This window comes from Pedobacter sp. Leaf132 (assembly GCF_920984695.1).
Lineage (GTDB): Bacteria > Bacteroidota > Bacteroidia > Sphingobacteriales > Sphingobacteriaceae > Pedobacter.
In genome coordinates this window covers 130,030-150,318 of record NZ_CAKLBO010000010.1, presented here as the reverse complement: position 1 = coordinate 150,318, position 20,289 = coordinate 130,030, and the positions used below count along the sequence as shown (strand labels likewise).

At 39.2% G+C, this 20,289-nt stretch carries 11 protein-coding genes; 8 read left to right on the top strand and 3 right to left on the bottom strand.

Annotated features, from left to right (window positions below; translation table 11 throughout):
- Nucleotides 1–210 precede the first annotated feature (210 nt).
- The 8 genes from LUA86_RS16615 (at nt 211) to LUA86_RS16580 (ending at nt 16,662) form a co-directional block, all read left to right on the top strand.
- On the top strand, nt 211–3,489 hold the full coding sequence (locus tag LUA86_RS16615) for a TonB-dependent receptor (protein WP_231464850.1): 3,279 nt from the start codon (nt 211–213) through the stop codon (nt 3,487–3,489).
- Between the two features lie 13 nt (nt 3,490–3,502).
- Nucleotides 3,503–5,269, top strand: a complete 1,767-nt coding sequence (locus LUA86_RS16610; protein ID WP_231464848.1) for a RagB/SusD family nutrient uptake outer membrane protein — start codon at nt 3,503–3,505, stop codon at nt 5,267–5,269.
- A gap of 55 nt (nt 5,270–5,324) precedes the next feature.
- Nucleotides 5,325–7,517 (top strand): alpha-N-acetylglucosaminidase, encoded by a 2,193-nt coding sequence (locus LUA86_RS16605; RefSeq protein WP_231464846.1) that lies wholly within the window; start codon nt 5,325–5,327, stop codon nt 7,515–7,517.
- A 24-nt stretch (nt 7,518–7,541) separates the two neighbouring features.
- Entirely contained in the window at nt 7,542–9,083 is a 1,542-nt protein-coding gene (locus tag LUA86_RS16600) for an RICIN domain-containing protein (RefSeq protein ID WP_231464844.1), read from the top strand.
- Between the two features lie 85 nt (nt 9,084–9,168).
- A complete protein-coding gene (locus LUA86_RS16595; protein ID WP_231464842.1) occupies nt 9,169–10,521 on the top strand; it encodes a sulfatase-like hydrolase/transferase in 1,353 nt (450 codons plus the stop codon).
- 210 nt (nt 10,522–10,731) lie between these two features.
- On the top strand, nt 10,732–13,014 hold the full coding sequence (locus LUA86_RS16590; protein ID WP_231464840.1) for a glycoside hydrolase N-terminal domain-containing protein: 2,283 nt from the start codon (nt 10,732–10,734) through the stop codon (nt 13,012–13,014).
- 146 nt (nt 13,015–13,160) lie between these two features.
- Entirely contained in the window at nt 13,161–15,293 is a 2,133-nt protein-coding gene (locus LUA86_RS16585; RefSeq protein WP_231464838.1) for an alpha-galactosidase, read from the top strand.
- Between the two features lie 64 nt (nt 15,294–15,357).
- Nucleotides 15,358–16,662: a DUF6055 domain-containing protein gene (locus tag LUA86_RS16580; RefSeq protein WP_231464836.1), complete on the top strand. Its 1,305-nt coding sequence runs from the start codon at nt 15,358–15,360 to the stop codon at nt 16,660–16,662.
- A 773-nt stretch (nt 16,663–17,435) separates the two neighbouring features.
- Here the strand turns inward: LUA86_RS16580 and LUA86_RS16575 are convergent.
- The 3 genes from LUA86_RS16575 to LUA86_RS16565 form a co-directional block, all read right to left on the bottom strand.
- Nucleotides 17,436–18,209: a carbonic anhydrase family protein gene (locus LUA86_RS16575; protein ID WP_231464834.1), complete on the bottom strand. Its 774-nt coding sequence runs from the start codon at nt 18,207–18,209 to the stop codon at nt 17,436–17,438.
- Between the two features lie 662 nt (nt 18,210–18,871).
- On the bottom strand, nt 18,872–19,936 hold the full coding sequence (locus tag LUA86_RS16570; RefSeq protein ID WP_231464832.1) for a DUF932 domain-containing protein: 1,065 nt from the start codon (nt 19,934–19,936) through the stop codon (nt 18,872–18,874).
- Nucleotides 19,937–19,939: 3 nt separating this feature from the next.
- Nucleotides 19,940–20,119 carry a hypothetical protein gene (locus LUA86_RS16565; protein WP_231464831.1) on the bottom strand — a complete coding sequence of 60 codons (180 nt, stop codon included), beginning with the start codon at nt 20,117–20,119 and terminating at the stop codon, nt 19,940–19,942.
- Nucleotides 20,120–20,289 lie beyond the last annotated feature (170 nt).

Sequence of the window (20,289 nt, the reverse complement as noted above, 5' to 3'; positions counted from 1 at the left end):
ACATTAATGTTAACCACATTCTGATATTTTTTTATGATAAAATGCTTTCGAAATTATAGTGATAAAGCATCCTAACAGACAACCAGCTATTCTAAACCAAAAACAACTATGTATTTAATTGAATCAAATTCTTTTTCAAAGACCATCCGCATTGCCTGGCGCTTCTGCCTTCAAAGTAGGCTTCGGCATTTGATTTTACCGGTTATAATCATGTTAGCAACATTTCAGGCCAATGCTAAAGTATTAGCTCCTTCCAGCTTAAAAATTAAGGAGCGGAAAAAACATTTTTATAGCACACATCCCAGGAATTTATGGAATGTAGTTGCTGTCGATGTGAGTGGCAAAGTAGTAGATGAGAAGGGGCAACCTATCCCATCAGCAAGTATTCTTATAAAAGGGACAAAAATTGCCACTCAAACGGATGTTAATGGCGTATTCCAACTGAAAGATGTTGCCGATGGTGCGGTGCTGGTGATCTCCTATGTCGGCTATAAAGCTCAGGAAGTTAGGGCGGGTTCCGGAATGACGATCAAGCTGGTTCCTCAATCGGATCTTGATGAAGTGGTTATTGTAGGTTATGGCAGCCAGAAAAAATCAACATTAACAGGTTCGGTTTCATCCATTAAAATGGACAAAGTAAATGATATCCCTGTATCCAATTTATCGAATGCAATGGCCGGGCGTGCTCCTGGAATCACAGTCACCAATACATCAGGTTTAGCAGGCGCTACATCTTCAATTCGTATAAGGGGTAGTTTTAGAGAACCGCTGTATGTAATCAACGGGGTGATTAAAAACAAAGCGTCTTTTGATGCTTTGGATCCGAATGAGATTGATCAGATGAGTATTTTAAAGGATGCCGCATCGGCATCCATCTACGGCGCACAGGCAGGAAATGGTGTCGTTGTGGTTACCACAAAGACAGGAAAGGTGCAGGCACCACAATTTAATTTTCAAGTTTCAAATACTTTATCCAAATCTACCCAAAAACTTTTGGGAGATATTACTACCGCAGCGGACGAACTCACCTATCAAAACAGGGTAACCAGATTTGAATGGGAACAAGGTGCTAGAACGACACCTTATGTGCAACCAAATAATGAAAGGGAATTCAGCTATTTCAATGATAAAATTTATAATGTAAATGATTATGTATGGCGTAACCCAAATTCTCAAAAATATTTATTCAGCGTAAATGGTGGCAGTGAAAAAATCACTTATTATACTATGGCCAGTTATACGAATGAGCAGGGTACTTATAAAAACGTCGACTTCGGTAAATTCAACCTTCGATCTGATGTTACCGCTCAATTAAACAAAACCTTTTCCCTAAACTTAAATTTAAGTGCTTCCCAACAAAACAATAATAGGTTTTTTTGGCAGGGTGATGGCGCTGATGATTTCAATGTGGGAGATTTTTACCGTGTAACTTTCAATTGGACAAAATTGTACCCTTTTTATACACAGGCAGATGGTACACCAGCTGATGGAGTAACCAATTTCCCTGTTCAAACTCCGCTGGGAAGTTTTCAGGCTTGGAGCGTAATTGATCAGGTTAATGGTGATCGTTATATTGATACCAAAAACAGACAGTTTAATCCAATCTTGAGTTTAAATGCGAATTTGGATGCCATTACAAAGGGATTATCTGCCAAGGTTGTAGGAAATTACGAAGCCGTAGATTATATGCGGAAAACATTTATTACCTATCAGAAGAACTTTGTTTTTATCCCAAAAGAACCTACCGGTAACCGTTTTATTCCTGCGGCACCCGATCCACAACGTACAAATATATACACATTCGGACAAACACAACCGAGCCTGAGTTACCAAATGAATAATGCATGGAGATACCAGATTAATGGCTTTTTGAACTACAACAGGTCATTTGGAAAACACCAAGTAAATGCACAGGCGATATTCGAGCAGTCTGAATTCAAAACTACTTTTATCACTACTACAGGTTTTGCACCTACTGCCAGCATTGATCAAATGTTTGCCTATTCCAATTCTGCCGGAAATAGAACTGGTAATGCAACCGAGAACATTGGCATTAATGGTGGAAATGCATTTAATTCATGGGTTTCTAACATTGCTTATATTGGTAAAGCGGGATATAACTACGACGAAAAATATTTGCTTGATTTTTCATTTCGATATGATGGAACACCACTGGTTGCTGAAGATAAGAGATGGGGATTCTTTCCGTCAGTTTCAGCAGGCTGGAGAATATCCCAAGAAAGCTTTGTCCGCGATAATGTGAAGTGGCTGAGTGATTTAAAGTTACGTGCTTCATATGGTACAACGGGTAACCTGGTCAATACGGGCAATGAAGTAATTGCACCGTTTGGGTTTGAACAAACCTATGGTAATGGTAACCAATACATCTTTGGCAATACACTATTACGTGGAATTGCGCCAGGCAATATCCCTAATCCAAACCAAACCTGGGCAACAATTTACAACTATAACGCTGGTTTAGATTTTGGATTTTTAAACCAAAAGCTAACAGGCTCTGCTGATTTTTTCCTGAACAACATGAAGAACATATTGGGTACCCGAGTGGTCACCTTGCCTGCAAGTTACGGACAAAGCATTGCTCCTGAAAACTATGCAGCCAGAAGTTTCAGGGGATTAGACTTTAATTTGCAATGGCAGGATAAGGTTGGCGAAGTTTCCTATTCAATATTTGGAAATGTAGGTTATGCAAAAGATCGCTGGGACATATTGGATCAAAGTGCCGATTACAGGCCTGGTGGTGTTAACGAGTGGAGATCTGCGATTGGCCAACCTTCCAATAGAATCATTGGACTAAAAGCGATTGACCTCATCAGGACTCAGGAACAATTGGACGCTTTAAATGCTCAAGGATTTTTGCAATACGGTAGAAAGCCATATTTGGGAGCCATTCTATTCGAAGATATAAGAGGAGATTCATTTGCGCCAGGAGCAAACAATAAAATTGACGACAATGACCTGCAAGTATTAAGTACCAACGGCGCACCACGAATCAACTTTGGTTTTGGTTTCAGAGTAAATTGGAGAGGCATTACCGTTGATGCCTTGATGCAGGGTGTTGGCGCTTATGATCGGATGATCAGTAACCAAGAAGGTGGCGGTATGCGTCAGCATGGCGGTAATTTCAGAACCTACTATCCAATATGGGCTGGTGACGTTTGGACAGCGGAAAACCCAAATGCTAAATATCCAAGACCAGTAGGGCAAAATTGGGCTGAATCTGGTGCATCAACATCTAGTTTTTGGTTAGTTAATGGCGCATACTTACGCCTCCGTAATATCAATATTGCTTATGATCTTCCTCAAAAATGGATTAGTAAAGTCGGCCTATCAGGTACGCAACTATTTTTCAACGGCACCAACCTGTTAACCTTTTCTGCCATGAAAGAGTTTCAAGATCCGGAGCAAAACAACTACGATTCATTCCCTATCATGAAGACATTTACACTTGGTTTAAATGTTAAATTTTAATTCCTCAAAAGAAATGAAAAAAATATTTATATTCTTTATGGCGGTAACCATGTTATCCGCATGTAAAAAAGCACTTGATGTTGACAATCTATTGGCATACGACCCTGAACAAATTTGGAATGATCCACTTTTGGCAGATGCCTATCTAACCAATATATACCCTACTGCATTTGGCAACCATAATGTTACTGCTGATGGCAATAGCGATCAATTGTCCGGAATTTATTTCCCTCAGGATGCCGTTACCATCACCAATGGTGGCCTGGGCAACTGGAACTACGCCCCTATCAGACTGGTCAATCAGGCGCTTTTAGATATCCCAAAAGGAACACTTCCCGATGCCACTAAGAATAGAATTTTAGGAGAGGCTTATTTTTTAAGGGCTTACTTTTATTTTGGAATGGTGAGAACTTACGGCGGTGTTCCCTATATTAAAATCCCTCAAGATCGGTTTACAGATGAGCTTAATGTACCCAGAAACTCGACAAAGGAATGCTTTGATTTCATGTATGAAGATTTGGATAAGGCGATTAGCTTACTTCCTAAAAGAAATTTGCCTGCTTCATCCAGCTGGGGTAAAATTGATGGAAATTTCGCACTGGCTTTCAAGGCAAGGATGTCACTTTTCAAGGCCTCGCCGCAGTTTAACCCCAACAACCCCTGGGATAACACGTATTGGGCAGATGCCTATACCGTTAACAAAAAAGCCTATGATGACCTAAAAGCTCAGGGATACCAATTGGTAGCTGACTATGCCAATACATCGCTTGCCGAGCGCAATACAGAGGTTGTTTTTTCTGTAATTAATCAATTTCCGGACAAGACAGCAAATTGGGATAATGGCATCAGGCCTTTATCGTTATCCAGAGGAAATGTAGCTGCAGCACCAACACTTGAGTTTGTAAAAGCTTTTCCAATGTTAGACGGTAAATTGTACAACGACCCAACGAGTGCATATTTTGTATCAGAGGCAGACTTTCTGAAATCATACTGGAAAAACAGAGATCCCCGGTTTAATAAATCAATAGTTTGGAATGCAAAAGCTTATCCAGTATCCGGCACCATCACCGGATATAGGCAATATACCGCTTTGGGAATTGCCAATGCCCTTGATAACAACGGGATTAATCCAAACTCACCAGAACGCTCTACAAACAACAATGTACACACTGGGTTCTTCATTCTAAAAAATAGCGATTTGACTCTTACGCAAGCTAACGTACTTCAATATGGTATCGATTACGTTCTGATGAGGTACGCCGAGGTGATGCTGAATTATGCAGAAGCGGCGAATGAAACCAATCGTCCGACTGAAGCATTGGATATTCTAAAACAGATCAGAACCAGGGCTGGTATTGAAGCGGGAACAAATGGCAACTATGGAATTACTGCCACTACACGTGTTCAAATCCGTCAGGCCATTATGGAAGAACGCAACATTGAGCTTTGTTTTGAGGGATTTAGATTCAATGACCTTCGAAGATGGAGGATGTTTAGTTTGCTTGACAACAAAGGCAAAACAGGTCTGGAAGCTGTTGCTATTGAAGCAAACGGAACTGAAATGTCGCTCTCAAAAGCAAGACCATTAGGCCAGACCAATCAATTGTTGGAAGAAAACTTCAAGTATGTGCCGCTATCGGTACCGCAAACAGGTAATAAACTCAATATCCTACCAGAGAAATACTACTTTGCTCCTATCCAGCAAAGCATAATCGCCAATGCGAACAAATTGCAACAAAACAAAGACTGGGGCGGTTCATTTGACCCAACACTACAATAGTTATTTAAATCGAAAATACTTTCGCAACCATTTATTCACCGCCCAAAATAAACACATGATAAAATCAACTCACATAAAGAGTTATCTGGTCTTGATATTACTATGCGCCGCATGCCTAACCAGAGCTGCCAGCCCTATTGAAGATTTAGCAAAAAGGATAGCTAAACCATATTCCAAAAATATAACATTTGAGCAATCACAAGCCAGTAACGGAAAAGACTTTTTTGAGCTGGAAAGTATAAATGGAAAATTGGTTATTAAGGGTAACAGCTATAATTCTATGGCTTACGGGCTCAATCATTATCTAAAGTATTACTGCAACACCAGTGTTTCTTGGTACAAAGATGATGTAATTGACCTACCAGAATCAATGCCTGTGTTAAGTGCGAAAGTTAATCAGGAAGCGAGAGTTAAGAATCGTTTTTTCCTTAATTATTGCACATTTGGTTACACTATGCCCTGGTGGGATTGGCAAGATTGGGAGCACCTGATTGACTGGATGGCATTGAACGGCATAAATATGCCCCTATCCATTACCGGGCAGGAAGCTATATGGTATAAGGTATGGTCTAAAATGGGCTTAAGTGATCAGGAGATTCGCAGTTATTTTACCGGGCCAGCTTTTCTGCCTTGGCATAGAATGTCTAATATAGATCACTGGGATGGACCGCTTCCTAAGTCATGGTTAGATAATCAACTTCAGTTACAAAAAAAGATTGTTAAAAGAGAGCGGGAACTGAATATGAAACCCATTCTGCCCGCCTTTGCAGGCCATGTTCCGGAAATCCTGAAAGCTAAATATCCTAATGCTAAAATTAATGATTTAGGAACGTGGGGAGGATTTAGTAAGGAATACTATAGCCACTTTCTCGATCCGTTAGATCCTCTATTTAAACAAATACAAAAGTCCTTCCTCGAAGAGCAAACCAAAGAATTTGGAACTGATCATATTTATGGAGCCGATCCATTTAACGAAGTTACTCCACCAAGCTGGAAGCCTGAATATCTGGCGAGTGCAGCCGATGTCATTTACAGTTCTATGAAGGCGATAGATCCGAATGCAGAATGGCTTCAGATGACCTGGGTATTTTATTACATGCGAAAAGAGTGGACAAATGAACGCATTAAGGCGTATCTGAAAGCGGTTCCACAAGGCAAGATGACTTTGCTTGATTATTATGGAGAAAGAACCGAAGTATGGAAACTTACTGAATCCTATTTTAACCAACCCTATATATGGTGTTATCTGGGCAATTTTGGTGGCAATACCATGATGGTTGGTAATCTGCAAACCGTAGAAGACAGAATGGAAAATGCCTTAATAAATGGTGGAGGCAACCTAACAGGCGTTGGTTCTACATTAGAAGGCTTTGATGTTAACCCCATAATGTATGATTATGTTTTCGAAAAGGCATGGAGCACGGGAAAAACGGATGTAACGCAATGGACAGCCAATTGGGCAGACAGAAGGCTTGGGAGAACAGACAGCAGCAACAGGGATGCCTGGAAGTCGTTGGTTAGCGATGTTTATAATAAACCAACGCAATTGGGTCAGGGTATCTTAATCAATGCAAAACCGGCATTGAAGGGCAACAGCCACTGGACACCTAATTCGAACTTTGGTTACTCGAACAAAGCCCTTTTTGCAATATGGAATAAATTACTCGATCCCAAGTTAAGCCGAAACCACGCCTCAGATTACGATGCGGTGAATGTGGGATGGCAATTATTGGGAAATCATTTTAAATCACTCAATGAAAAGTTTTCTGTGGCCTACGAGAAACGCGATACCATGGAAATGAAGATTAAACAAGCCCAAATGTTAACGGTAATTGATGATGTAGACAGATTATTGGCCACCCAGCCCACTATGCTATTGGGAAAATGGATTGAGGATGCCCGAAAATTAGGAAAAAACGACGCTGAAAAGGCATATTATGAAAAAGATGCTAAACTGCTGATCACTGTATGGGGCGGAAATCAACGATCGCTTAATGATTATGCAAATCGAAGCTGGGCTGGCCTTACCGGTGATTTTTATAAAAAAAGATGGGAGATGTTTTTCGACGAAATATTCTTGTCGGTAAGGAACGGTTCAAAATTCGATGACAAAGCATTTAAGAAAAAAACACATGAATTTGAGGATAGATGGGTATTGGAAAGAAAGAAATTTCCAACAAAAACGGAAGGGAGCAGCTTTGAAGTTTGTACTGCACTACTCAATAAATATGCGTCCGAAATCAATTAAATATTAAAACTAAACGTCCCAATTATGAAAAAACTCATTCTTCCGCTTTCATTTCTCGTTTTGATGTTAACCTATTCCTGTAAGAAAGTTAGTGAAATAGGGATAGGGGAACCTACTCAAACCAGCACCACAACCGCTAATGAATGGGATAGCAACCCTTACAAAGTAAATGTGGTATATTTCGTACCAACTGATTTGGATACGTTAGCAAATTACAAAAAAAGACTTTCCATTATTATGGAAGATATCCAAGAGTTTTATGCGGTTAACATGGCCAGAGAGGGTTATGGAAGACTGTCATTCGGTCTCGATCGGCCAAACGGAAAACTGAACATTATTGTCGTTAGAGGTACCCAGCCAAAAGCATACTACCCTGCTGCTCAGGGCGGAAGAATCGTTCAGGAAATTGAGGCCTATTACCAGCTGCATCCAACTGAAAAGAAAAGTCTCCATAACATTATTTTCACGCCGGAATATGGCCCGGGGATTTCTCAGGCTTATTACGGAAGCGGAACAAACTGCTTGGTCATCGATTACCCAGCGCTAGGCAGCACATTACTTCGTGGTGGTGGCGAGGCGCATGAACTTGGCCATGCCTTAAACCTTCCACACAATGGGGAAACAAAATCTACAAAAGCCACTCTAGGTACAGCATTGATGGGTAACGGCGTGTATACCTACGATGGCAAACCAACTTTCCTTTCTGCAGCAGACTGTGCTATACTATCGAGATGCCAAGTTTTGAGTACCACCACAAGGAGCGACTGGTATACCCCACAAACTGTAAGTTTTAACAGCGCAAAAGCGATTACCACCAATAATATATTTAGCGTTTCCGGAAAGTTTGAATCCAGTATGCCGGTAGTCAAAGTTATAGCCTACCATGATATAAAGCCATATGGTGTGAATCTGGATTATGACGCCCTTACTTTTACCGGAAGTATAGTCGGGATTGACAGCTTTAAGGTAGAATCTCCTTTGAACGACTTTTTCAATACCACAGATACTACACAACTGAGATTGAAATTTGTATTTGCAAATGGAACCACGATAGATAAAAATGTGGTTTACACCTTTGCGGCAAATCAACCTGTAGTGAATAACTTATTCCCGTCGCCAATTATTTCAGGCAACAATTACAAGCTTTTCACTTTTTTAAATAATACGAGTGTGATTGATGTTGCTGGAGGTAATACGGCAGATGGAACACGTACTTTGTTATGGAACTCTCAAGTACCTGCTCCAAATAACCAAGTTTGGAAAGTTACTGCCCTGACTGATGGGTATTATAAACTGGAACCACTGCATGCATTAACAAAAGCATTGGAAGTTGCCGGGGGAAGCAGTGCAAATGGAGCTCAGATACAGATTGGTACCTACGCCGGCACCAACAGTCAAAAATGGAAAATAAAACCTGAATTAGGCGGGGGTTATGAGCTTGCTCCGGCAGTTGCACCCAATTCTAGAATTGACGTTCAAAATACCAATACTGCAAATGGAGCGACAATACAACTGTTTCAGAGTAATGGTAACAATGCACAGAAATGGAGATTTGCTCAACAGTAGATTTCGGTAAAAATAATAAATTTAAAAAACATAAAGCGAATAGCTAAAATGCAGAGAAGATAAAAATCACCTATTAATCCTAATTATGACTGTATTTAAAACCATATTACTGACTTTTATCTTATCGTGTTTTTTTATTCACTACGGCTCTGCCCAAGGAAGACCAAATATCATTTATGTGCTTACCGATGATATGGGCTACAGTGATATATCAGCTTTTGGCAATCCATTGATCCAAACTAAATTTCTTGATGATATGGCGCACAGAGGTGTTATGGCAACAAATTACGTAGTAACTTCTCCTACCTGCTCTCCATCCCGTGTATCATTACTCACGGGAAGATATTGCAGTAGGTCAAACCTGAATTATGTTTTGAGTCCTGGCGAAAAAACGGCTATACCAGATGAAGAAGTTACCATCGCCGAAATGCTCAAAACATCAGGCTACAAAACAGCTTGTATAGGAAAATGGCATATAGGCGATTATGGAACCGGATTGCCTAATAAACAAGGATTTGACCTGTTTTATGGTATGTTATACAGCCATGATTATCGATCACCATACGTAAAAACAGATACAGTCATCAAAATTTTCAGAAATCAGACACCTGAAGTTTATCAGCCTCACGATAGTCTTCTAACGGCAAATTATACTAAAGAGAGCATCAGCTTTATTAAACAATCGGCGAGAGAGAAAAAACCATTCTTCCTATACCTGGCGCAAAATATGCCGCATCTACCAGTAGCCTGGGGAGCGATGAAAAATAGGAAAAAGGAAAGTGCTGGTGGAGCGCTAGGAGATGTAATTGAGGATATGGACAAGGGTTTGGCTGAGGTTTGGAATGCTGTAATTCAGGCAGGCCAGGAGGATAATACGATTTTTATTTTCAGTAGCGATAACGGACCATGGATTAATGCTCCAAAAAGAATGTACGAAGACGGATTGACAAGGGCATACCATGTTGGCGCTGCCGGGATATTCAAAGGATGGAAAAGCTTGTCCTATGAAGGTGGTTGCAGGGTGCCCTTTATTGCTTATTGGAAAGGACATACTTCACCTGGTAAAATTTTGAGAACACCAATATCCAACCTGGATATATTACCTACTTTGGCCGCATGGACCAAAACAAAACTTCCAAACAGGATTTTAGATGGGCAGTCTATCACTGGCGAACTAAGCCAAAAACATTATGATAAGGCTCACCGCCCCATTTATTATTATGCTTATCTTTTGGAAGGTGTTAAAGATGGGGATTGGAAACTTAGGGTTACCAAAGACAAAGAAAAAAACAACTTCTACGAATTGTACAACCTAAGCTGGGATCCTTCAGAACGGGTAAATTTATATGAAAATAAAGAGTATGCCACTATTCGGCAGCATCTCCAAACGCTTTTCAATAATTATCCGGATAGACGAACCCCCGTGGCTGAAAAATAAGCGATGTCAGCAATTGGTATTTCTAATCCAAATGAAAATGAATAACGCAACAGATGGTTAACGTATTCCGTGTGCACGACGTATCCAACTCATCGATAAATCCATGTTATCCATTTGGAGAATGGTGGCTGAGTATTGATAATAACCCAATTAATATTTAAACAGTTATAAGATTGAATCAATACTGATCGATCCAGAAATTTTAATCCAATGAAAATAAAATTAATAATAGCTTTTTTACTTTTCTTTCAAACCCTTCAGGCTCAGCAAGGCAAATTTGAAGGAGTGCGTAGCACAACTAAACTTAAGTTATGGTACAAAAAACCTGCAGAGAAATGGATGAGCCAAGCATTACCAATTGGCAATGGACTTATTGGTGCAATGCTTTTTGGAGGAGTAGATAAGGATCAGATTCAATACAATGACAAAACACTGTGGACGGGTAGCACAACCAAGCGGGGATCTTATCAAAATTTTGGGGATTTGTTGCTCGAGTTTGAGGGATTAAATCAGTACAGTAACTATAAAAGGGAGTTAGACTTAGATTCCGGGGTGTCACGGGTTTCTTTTCAGGCAAACGGGAATACTTTCCTCCGAGAATATTTCGCAAGTTATGTCGATCAGATCATTACGATCAGGTTAACAAGTAACGGAAAGCAGAAGATTTCCTTTTCAGCACAAATCAAAGATTCAAAAAAAGCTGTAGTAAAAGCCAGCGGTAACAAAATCCATCAAGATGGAAAGCTGGATATTTTAGATTACGCTGCAATACTTTCAGTCAAAAACTCCGGGGGAAAAGTGACTGCAAAGGAAAACAAGCTTATCGTAAAAGATGCTGATGCGGTAACTTTAATTCTTTCTTTAGGTACAAACTATGATCCTGCGGCACCTGGTTATGTTGGTTTTAATAAAGAAAAATTGAAATTAAATATAGCGCAGCGAAACCATGCAGCATGGAAAAAACCTTTCCATGAACTATTAACTACGCATGTGAATGATTATCAATCTCTTTTCAAAAGGGTATCACTTGATATTGGTGGAACTGATCAAAATTTGCCAACAGATGAATTGCAAGCTTCTTATAACAAAGACGCTCAAAATCCTTATTTGGAAAGCTTATACTATCAGTATGGACGATACCTTATGATTTCTTCTGCCCGGGGCATGGCGCTTCCTTCTAATTTGCAGGGGCTATGGAACAATTCCGACAATCCCGCGTGGCAAGCCGACTTGCATAGCGATATCAACGTTCAAATGAATTATTGGCCTGCAGAGATCACGAACCTATCTGAGCTTCATGGCACCCTTTTAAATTACCTTTATAATGAGGCTATGGTACAGCCTTCTTGGAGAAAAGCCGCTAAAGATGATGGAACGGAAGGTTGGTCGCAATGGGTGCAAAATAATATTTTTGGCTTTGGCGATTGGGCAAAAACAAGGCCGGCAAATGCCTGGTACAGTATGCATCTTTGGCAACATTATGCATTTACACTTGATAAAACCTATCTTAAAAAAACAGCCTATCCGGTAATGAAAGGTGCTTGTGATTTCTGGCTGGGCAGACTCGTGCAGTCGGAATCCGGCTTGGTGGCGCCCAAGGAATGGTCTCCGGAGATTGGTCCATGGAATGTAGAGGGAGGTGTTGCTTATGCTCAACAGCTCATTTTCGATCTTTTTACCAATACCATCAAGGCGACGGAAGAACTCGGCATAGATTCCGAATATCGTAACGAATTAAAAAGTACGCTTGCAAAATTAGATAAAGGAACCAAAATTGGTACCTGGGGTCAACTGATGGAGTGGAACAATGAAGCGGTTGAAAAAAAACATTCCGGTCCGAAAAATACCCATAGACACCTTTCTCATCTGATCGCGTTATATCCGGGATCACAAATTTCGCCATTGATAGACACCGTTTATAGTAACGCAGCCAAAACCTCTTTGATCGGCAGGGGTGATTTTTCCACAGGATGGGCGCTAGCCTGGCGTTTGGCCTGCTGGGCAAGGCTATTAGATGGAGATCATGCACATCAATTACTTAAAAACAGCCTGGTGCACATTAAATCCACAGAAATCACTTATACTGAAGGAGGTGTGTACGAAAATCTGCTAAATGGTCCGCCCTTTCAAATAGATGGAAATTTCGGTATAACCGCAGCAGTTACAGAGATGCTTTTACAAAGTCATCTTGGTAAGCTGCAACTGTTGCCGGCACTGCCTTCCGCCTGGCCTAAAGGAAAAGTTTCAGGACTAAAGGCGAAAGGAAATTTCACTGTCGATATTGCGTGGGCCAAAGGAGGAATGATTACTTCTCAAATCACCTCTGGTTCAGGAAGCAAATGTATACTTTACCTAAAAAACATAAAAATGGCTCAGGTTAAGACCAAACTCGGAAAAAGTGTTGATTTTAGAATAGTGAATAATGACCAGATTGAATTTGAAACAATAAAAGGTATGCAATATGTCATTACTGGCGTACCCTTTCATTTGTAAGTATGGGCAGCCAAAAATTTTAACCAAAAAACTCAATATCAAAACAGACCATAAGACGGTCTGATAAACCGCATAAAATCATTAAAATGAAATTCAAACACCTTTTATATAGTTCCCTGATTCTTTTTTGTAAGCAAAACGTGAGTATGGCGCAGCAACAAATTCTAATAGAAACTAAAAATAATGTTCTCGCGTTAGCTACCGATGATAAGAATTCACTTGTATCAAATTACTTTGGCGAAAAGATTATAAATGTAAATGAGTACACTTCCATTGCTGGTTTAGACAAGTACAAGCCAGGCTCTGATGACCTTTTTAATAAAAGAGAAGCCTATATTGCTTCGGGAAGCACTAACCTGCTCGAGCCTGCCTTGAGCGTTACTCACGCAGATGGGAATAAATCTACGGTTCTCACTTTTAAGTCGGTAGTTAAAACCAAGATTGATGAAAACAGATACCTTACATCTATCCATTTGCAGGATGTTAAATATAAGTTTAATGTTACCTTAAATTACTTAAGTTACTATAATGAAGATGTAATAGAACAATGGGCAGAATTTCAGCATGATGAGAAAAGCAAAGTAATTTTGAATAAATACGCATCTGCCAACCTTACGCTTGCCGGTCGGAAGTTTTTTCTAAAAAACCAATACAGTAGTGCCATGAGGGAAATGAGATCTGAAGAACAGGAGCTATTGCACGGTATCCGAACATTGGATTCCAAGCTGGGTACGAGAACCAATCTTCTTCATTCTTCATCATTCATGCTCTCCTTAAACAATCATTCCACTGAAGACGAAGGGGAAGTGATAGCCGGATCGCTGGAGTGGACAGGAAATTTTAAATTGGATTTTGAAAAGTTCGATGATTACTATTTAAGATTAACCGCCGGCATCAATAATTTCTCATCCAATTACACCTTAAAACCAGGGGAAAAATTTGTAACCCCTCGCTTTGTATACACTTACTCAAAAAATGGAAAAGGTCTGGCGAGCAGAAACCTCCATAATTGGGCAAGAACTTACCAAATACTTGATGGTAAAGGACAAAGATCCACATTACTAAACAATTGGGAAACCACATATTTTGATTTTAATGATGCCAAACTGAATGCGCTAATTCAGGATACTAAAAACCTGGGCGTTGATGTTTTTTTATTGGATGATGGCTGGTTTGGGAATAAATACCCGAGAAACGGCTCAACATCGGGTTTGGGCGACTGGGATTTCAACCGTAAAAAACTGAAAGGTGGAATTAGTGCACTGGGGAAAGAAGCGAGTAAAAATGGAGTAAAATTCGGCATCTGGCTGGAGCCGGAAATGGTTAACCCAAAGAGTGAATTGTATGAAAAACATCCGGAGTGGATTATCAGACAACCAGGAAGAGAAGAATATTACATGCGCAATCAATTGGTTTTGGATCTGACAAACAAGGCTGTTCAGGATTTTATTTTTAATGTGGTGGATCAAACTTTTCAGCAGGTTCCGGACCTTGCCTTCATCAAGTGGGATTGTAATTCTCTGATATACAATGCGCATTCTCCGACCATAAAAAATCAAGACCATTTTTATATTGAATATGTAAATGGCCTTAACAAAGTATTGGAAAGGATAAGAGCAAAATACCCAAAAACACCTATGATGTTATGCGCCGGAGGCGGTTCGAGAGTGGATTATTCAGCGTTAAAATACTTTACCGAGTTTTGGCCAAGTGACAATACAAATCCATTTGACAGAATTTTTATTCAATGGGAATACTCCTATTATTTCCCTTCTATAGCTGTTGATAACCATGTAACCGATATGGGAAAGCAACCAATTAAATTCAAAACCGATGTAGCCATGATGGGAAAATTAGGTTATGATGTTAGGGTGAATGAACTATCGAAAGATGATTTGGCCTTTAGCAAAAACGCCGTCCGGGATTATAATGAATTCAAGCAAACAGTTTGGCATGGCCAGCAGTTCAGACTTCAGAACCCTTACGAAAACGATGTAGCCGCTATTGCCTATGTGAATGAAGCTAAAAATGAAGCAGTTGTATTCAGCTATTTTGTGGCCACCAGAAATGCAACCAGGCAAGCAATACCAATAAAATTGAAGGGCTTGAATCCTCAAGTATTATATAAAATACAAGAAGTAAGCCTTTATCCAAATATGCGTTCCCCAATCGATAGCACCAAAACCTATTCCGGAGATTTTCTGATGAAAGTAGGATTTAATCCGGAGGTAAACGACAGACGAGCGAGTGTGGTACTTAAACTTACCGCTACCAAATAAAACACCATTTTTACCTATTTACCTTTCCAAATCATCGATATACAAAATGATCAATCCTATTAAAATGAAACCTAAACTTTTATTGATTCTTCTCCTGCAGTTATCCATACACGCATTCGCAAATCCAAAACCAGGCAAGGAGGTTTATCTACCAAATAAAATCTCAACGGTACCAAAAAACAATGATTTCGCGGATAACAATAGTGAATACAGCAACAAAAGAAGTGCAGAATCCGAAAATTTTAAAATTTACTGGTCAAAGGAATATGGAGATAACCCATTAGTTAACGAAGTTCAAAATAAAAGATTTGATATCAAACATTCCATTAACGAGCTGGAACGGTTTTACAATTATTATGTAGATGAGTTGAAACTGGTAAAAAAAGGCAGTTCTATTAGTGATAAGTATAAAATACTGGTTTTTATTACCGGAGGGAAGACTTCAACTGCTTATGGCGGCGGAGAAGAAAAGAAAGTTGGCATTTTATGGTGCCCCGCAGTCCGTTTGAATCCACAACCGTATGGCGTACTCGCACACGAACTGGGCCATGTTTTTCAATTTTTGGCGAGGTGTGACAATGGGGATGTGAGTTATGACGGACCGATAAATGAAATGGGTGCGCAATATGTTTTATGGCAGGTTTATCCCGAGTGGCTTACCTTCGAAAATTTTCATTTAAAAGCATTTTTAAATAACACATATCATGCTTTTTTACATCCTGAAAATGCATACCATTCGCCATTTGTACTAGAATACTGGGCAGAAAAACATGGTAAGGAATTTTATGGAAAGCTTTTGCAAGAAGTAAGAAAGGGCGAAGACCCTGTATTAACCTATAAGAGAGTCAATCATCTTAACCAGGAACAGTTTAATAAAGAAATTTTCGATGCTTCTGGTAAATTCATAACATGGGATATTAAACGAGTTAAATCAGTAGCAGCAAAATATATTAATCAACACCACAGCAAAGTAGACTCTACACAAGATGGGTGGTTAAAAATTACTAAAGCTGAAATACCAGAAGATTATGGATACAATGCAATTAAATTACGGGTTCCAGACAAGGACCAATCGGTATCGATTCAGTTTTCAGGATTGATAGACTCACTAAACCAATTCAAGACAGACAAAAGTAGAGCAGGTTGGAGATATGGGTTTGTTGCCTATAAAAAGAATGGGAGGCGGATTTATGGAGATATGAATAGTGATACAAATGGTAAAGTTTATTTCAAAGTTCCAAAAAATACGAAATACTTATGGTTGGTTGTAACGGGAGCCCCTAATGATCATTTACCTATCAAGCGGAAAGATAATCATTTTAATAAATATCCATATCAATTTAAACTTTCCGGAACTGGTGTCTTATAATTTTAGCAGCCATAAAGCGGATTCCTTGATGTCGTGAAAGGTATGATAGCGGAGTGCTTTTTGTTAGGTTATTACATGAAGTCAAATGAAGTCAATTGCTTTATATTACCGCAAAGTTTAGATGATAATTAACATCCAAATAAACGTATTTTTTTAAAGTTAAAAATAGCCTATCAGCAGAACAAAAGTAATTACCAATACAAGTCTACTGTAAGCAAAATTATTTTGGTTAAGAAAAAGAACATCCAACATTAATAAATATGTCAAAGACGAAATAAACCTGTTTCTTTGAAACAAACTATTGCAGTATTACATTGTTGTTAAGATTAGATATCTGTCAAATTATAAAAAGAAAAACATGAAGATTTTTATCACTCTTTTATTTTGCATAGCAGGATTTACAGGTTATGCACAAACTTCCACCCAACTTCTTGGGAAATGGAAACTCGTTAAATCGACGAGGAATGGCGTTGTTGATCAACCTAAGGATACTTATCAGGTATTCAGGTATTTGAGGATGGAGGCATTTTTAAGGGTATCAACGGTGATAATTCACGAAAGGGAAAGTGGAAACTATCTGATGACAATAAAAAATTAACTATTAAAATCAGTATCATTTCGATTGGTTTTGATGTAGATTATTTCGATGCGAAAAAAAGGATAATTAGCAGTGATAAGACTGGAACATTGGAGTATCAAAAAGTTGAATAATTGATAAACGGAAAATGAGTCATAGCAAATGATAAATAGTCGAGATTTAGCTTAAGTAATGGCTATAATGGTGTATTAAGTATCTCAACTTTGCCTGTTTTCATATCATAAACCGCTCCAACCAGCATAATTTTTTTGTCCATTTCCATCTCCTTTAAGATTGGGCTACGCTCGCGTATTTGATCGATGGCAACTTTCACGTTCTCATCGCAAACTGCTTCCACAAATAATGGATTTGAGGAAATCTTGTGTCCTTTAAAATTGGTACCGGCTTTGATTACCGCAGGATTTATTTTGGCTAGTAATCCGGTAATATTTCCTAGTTTTACCCCGTCTATAGCTGATTTAACAGCACCACAGTACTCATGTCCTAGTACCAAAACGAGTTTTGCACCAGAAACTTTGCATGCATATTCCATACTTCCCAAGATATCCTCATTAACGATGTTCCCTGCTACCCTCGCAACAAATAAATTTCCTATACCACTATGAAATATATCCTCAACTGGTACCCTCGAATCAAGACAAGATAGAATAACAGCCTTAGGATACTGTCCGAGTGAAGCTTTTCTAACCCTCTGCGTTGTATTTCGGATAGTCAGGTTATCTTTAACGAAATCTCCGTTACCTTCTCTAAGTCGGAGGAGTACGGATTCCGGAGTTAAGTTCGCTTGTTGCTCTTTAGATATGGGTTCAGATAGCAATATATCTTGCCTGTCAATCTGTATGGTTCCTGAATCTCTTACCGTATCGCTTTCGGTATTATCATTGTTTTTGATGCATGAAGCAAAAATCAACAAAAAGAGAACAGATAAATAGATAAAATTCTTTCTCATGGCTTTATTAGATTTACTTAATTACTATTAACAATAAAAACGAGGAATGTTTTCAGTTCAAATTTAGTAAATGAATTCTATTTCTTTAGGTTCATGAAATACACAACATGTTTATGACATTGTTTAGCCTATTTCAATGGACCCAGTGTTTAACTTCGATATTCAATACAACGAGATTAGCAGAGGGAACAAACAAGACATTCCAATGCCCTATCGTTCATAACGGTTATTTAATATTTGCAATAATAACAGTGGTTATAGATTCAATTAGACTAACCAATTAATTTGACCTCATTCACCAATTCGCAATTAAATGTAAGAGCCTTGAAAATGAAGATGTTATAATAAAATTATTTCTGGGGAGGTGGGGTCAATTGACGATGGTTTATCCAGGCAAGAAACCGAAATATAAAAAAAATCATCAATGTAGTATTAGCCTATTTAGTTGCACTTAATTTTAAAAAGATAAGGTGAAGGAGTTTGGAAACTGGCTTACGAAATTTAAAAAAAATATATGTTTATTAAAAAATGTTATCTAAGGCTTAAAGTACTTTTAATCGGATTGGTGTCAGCTGAGGCCCGTCAGGGCGCCCGAAATTTTGGGCAGACCAAAGCACCGGAAACAACTTGGTCCGGGTGCTTTGGCATCATATTTAACAGCCCTAATTCAGTGCATTAACACCCAACTGGGCAAAATTATTGCATAATTCAAACGTGGCCCGCGCCTTGCCAAATGCATTCCCTGTCATAATGGATTTGAATTTTGCTTCAATATCCATATATTTTTTTACGTTTTGAAAATAACCTGTTACGGCATTATATGCTCCAAACAAAGTACCTTTTGTGGTGCTTTCCATTTGTGAGGGTGCACTAAGGGCAAATTCATAGACATTTTCTACGATATTTAGGTAATGGGAGGACAATGTATCCCTTTTTTCCTCCTGCAGACTGGTGAGCACTTCTTTGCTTGGTGCCATGGCAACTTCGATCATTTGCTTAATCTCCCTGTCGTTAATGCGGATTTTTGCCCAATGGTTATAGAGTTCCTCCATCTCCTGCCCCAGGCGGCTACTAATTCCCATCAACTGGTGTGCTTGCTTTAGCCTTTCGGTTGCGCTTGAAGTATGCCTGATTTTGATGGTACTATGCTGATTTTTCATAGCTGCATTTAAGGTGTTTTGACAAACGACTCTTACAGGCGTAAACGCTGCTGTAATACTTCCAAAACCATCGTGCGAAGTGGTTAAGAATAGATATTGCTCAATAAGATCATCCCTGCCGACTCTGATATAGTCGGGAAGTTTTGCGGTAATAAATACCCGTTCTCCTTTTCCTAAAGCACCTGCTGTTTCGTATTTTATTCCATCATCATTTCCCACGATGCTGTCAAAGAAAGAAAAAGCTTCGATATTTTGTACGATTTGGTAATCTTTTCCCACTACCCCTAACACCTCTTCTGTATCCGTTCGGACGTTGGCGTAATAATTTGGGACAGGTACGGCAGGCTCGATTCCATCTGCCAGCGCTTTAAGCAGGTCAAAGCTCACATTGTCGAAGGTAAAGAGCGGGCGTTTTTCCACGGTATAGTTTAACCCCGCAAATTGCAGGGCTTCTGCACTGGTCGGGTAATCTTCAATGATTCTACCAAGGCTATGCCATGCTTTTTCTTTTACGGTGAAGAAACTGTGTTTCTCTGTCCGCTCGTTGTAATATAGGTTATGTGCCATGTTTTAGTTTTTTGGGTTTCTGGTTTTTGTGGTTAGGATTTCCGAATTGACCACCTTCACGTTTGAGGTGTCGGTCATTAGAAAACGGGATTGTGTTTCCATTTCCTGTAGGGTATCATTGATATTTTCATGCTCAGTCTGTACTTCGATGCGAACGATAAAAAATAGCTCTTCTGTTTTCATGGTATTTTAGTTTTGGTACTGGTTTAAAAATTGATTGTATTGGAGGTTAAAGGATTTTGGATTTTGCTCCTGCAGGTTTTCAGCATATCCTTTCCAGTACAATTGGTCGAGTAATTCAAAAAATGCGGCATACATAATTTTTTGGGATTAAATTAGCCCTGCCGCAAACG

Excerpts from the sequence above, each read along its gene's own strand:
- LUA86_RS16615 (WP_231464850.1), top strand. The coding sequence starts at position 211 with ATGTTAGCAACATTTCAGGCCAATGCTAAAGTATTAGCTCCTTCCAGC.
- LUA86_RS16610 (WP_231464848.1), top strand. The coding sequence starts at position 3,503 with ATGAAAAAAATATTTATATTCTTTATGGCGGTAACCATGTTATCCGCA.
- LUA86_RS16605 (WP_231464846.1), top strand. The coding sequence starts at position 5,325 with ATGATAAAATCAACTCACATAAAGAGTTATCTGGTCTTGATATTACTA.
- LUA86_RS16600 (WP_231464844.1), top strand. The coding sequence starts at position 7,542 with ATGAAAAAACTCATTCTTCCGCTTTCATTTCTCGTTTTGATGTTAACC.
- LUA86_RS16595 (WP_231464842.1), top strand. The coding sequence starts at position 9,169 with ATGACTGTATTTAAAACCATATTACTGACTTTTATCTTATCGTGTTTT.
- LUA86_RS16590 (WP_231464840.1), top strand. The coding sequence starts at position 10,732 with ATGAAAATAAAATTAATAATAGCTTTTTTACTTTTCTTTCAAACCCTT.
- LUA86_RS16585 (WP_231464838.1), top strand. The coding sequence starts at position 13,161 with ATGGCGCAGCAACAAATTCTAATAGAAACTAAAAATAATGTTCTCGCG.
- LUA86_RS16580 (WP_231464836.1), top strand. The coding sequence starts at position 15,358 with ATGAAACCTAAACTTTTATTGATTCTTCTCCTGCAGTTATCCATACAC.
- LUA86_RS16575 (WP_231464834.1), bottom strand. The coding sequence starts at position 18,209 with ATGAGAAAGAATTTTATCTATTTATCTGTTCTCTTTTTGTTGATTTTT.
- LUA86_RS16570 (WP_231464832.1), bottom strand. The coding sequence starts at position 19,936 with ATGGCACATAACCTATATTACAACGAGCGGACAGAGAAACACAGTTTC.
- LUA86_RS16565 (WP_231464831.1), bottom strand. The coding sequence starts at position 20,119 with ATGAAAACAGAAGAGCTATTTTTTATCGTTCGCATCGAAGTACAGACT.